The sequence below is a fragment of the Blautia sp. AF26-2 genome, assembly GCF_003460955.1.
Lineage (GTDB): Bacteria > Bacillota > Clostridia > Lachnospirales > Lachnospiraceae > Fusicatenibacter > Fusicatenibacter saccharivorans.
Map to the genome: position 1 here is coordinate 129,338 of NZ_QTWD01000011.1, position 1,499 is coordinate 130,836.

Sequence of the window (1,499 nt, forward strand, 5' to 3'; positions counted from 1 at the left end):
AAGTCCTCCGGGAGTTGGAGGAAGAAAAACAGAATAAAGAAGAAAAAACAGCATAGAATACTTCTGAGCGGGTATGGCTAAGAATGTTTTGGCGTATTGACAGGACATTTAAAATGACGTATACTAAGCTCAGTGATCGTTCTGTAGAAACTTGCGAAGCCTACAGGCGGGGGAGAGCCTGCGGGTCTCTCCCTCTTTTGTTTTAAGGAGAAATGATATGCAGACACCGAAAAAATTCTCTTCTTTTAGTGATCAGGTTTCCTGGATCAGTGACGAAAAGGGAATAAAAATAAACGACAGAGAATATGCAGAAGAGATGTTACGCCAAATAGGATATTTTCCTCTTATGGGAGGATATAAACATCTTTTTAGAATATCGAATACAAAGAAATATAAAGCAGGAACAAGTTTTGAAGAAATAGTCAGTCTGTATAAGTTTGATGCAGAGCTTAGAGAGTTGTTCTTTAAATATTTACTGCAGGTTGAGCGACAGATGCGTTCTTTGATGTCATACTATTTTACTGAAATGTATGGAGCAGAGCAGAAGCAGTACCTGGATGCTAATAATTATAATCATACAAAAAGAAATCATGCAACAATCGTAAAGTTGATAGCGACCTTGAAACGGGCAACAACGACCACAGATTATACATATATCAATTATTATCGCAAGACATATGGTGAAATTCCATTATGGGTTTTGGCGAATGTACTTACGTTTGGAAATTTATCAAAAATGTTCCGAGTATTTCCTCAATCCTTAAAATCAAAAGTATCAAAAAACTTTGAACCTTTGAATCAGCATCAGATGGAGCAGTTTCTATCGGTTCTCACGAAGTATAGAAACGTATGTGCACATGGAGAACGACTGTTCACATACAGAACGGTAGATGCTATTGCGGATACACCGCTTCATAAAAAACTTTCATTGCCACAGAGTGGGAATCAGTATGAAAAAGGAAAACAGGATTTGTTTGCTGTGGTGATTGCTTTTAGATATCTATTACCTGGAAAAGATTTTCTGGAATTTAAAAGAAAGCTTATAAAAGAGATTGACCGAGTAAACAGAGAGGTAGAGCATATAAGCGAAACGGAATTATTGAATAAAATGGGTTTCCCGGAAAACTGGAAAAATATTACCAGATACCATTTAAAGTAAAGAAAAATCCTCTAAGAGATAGTGAAATACCTATTGTCTTAGGGGATTTTTTTGTATTAATTATAGGATTGACAAAGAAATGAGTCAATAAGAAAATAAGTATTGAAAATAGTTGGAACAAGTACTAAAATAAAGTTGGGACAATAAAACGGAATTATACTGCGAGGAAGATTATGAAGAATAAAAAGATTAAATGCGATATATATACCAGAGTATCCACAACCATGCAGGTGGATGGCTACAGTCTGGATGCTCAGAAAGAAAAACTCAAGAGATATGCAGAATTTCAGAATATGGAAATCGTAAATGAGTATTCCGATGAAGGTAAGTCTGGAAAGAG

Annotated in this window: 2 protein-coding genes; both read left to right on the plus strand. The window is 35.6% G+C overall.

What is annotated here, in order from left to right; genetic code table 11:
* Nucleotides 1-217: 217 nt before the first annotated feature.
* The gene (locus DWY63_RS14450) at nucleotides 218-1,159 is read left to right on the plus strand and encodes an Abi family protein (protein ID WP_055265600.1); all 942 of its coding nucleotides are present in this window, start codon (nucleotides 218-220) and stop codon (nucleotides 1,157-1,159) included.
* Between the two features lie 173 nt (nucleotides 1,160-1,332).
* Nucleotides 1,333-1,499 (plus strand): recombinase family protein (locus DWY63_RS18945; protein WP_147343079.1); only part of this gene is annotated, 167 nt, incomplete at its 3' end.

What these genes read in the sequence shown, in the direction of transcription:
- DWY63_RS14450 (WP_055265600.1), top strand. Translation starts at nt 218, where the DNA reads ATGCAGACACCGAAAAAATTCTCTTCTTTTAGTGATCAGGTTTCCTGG.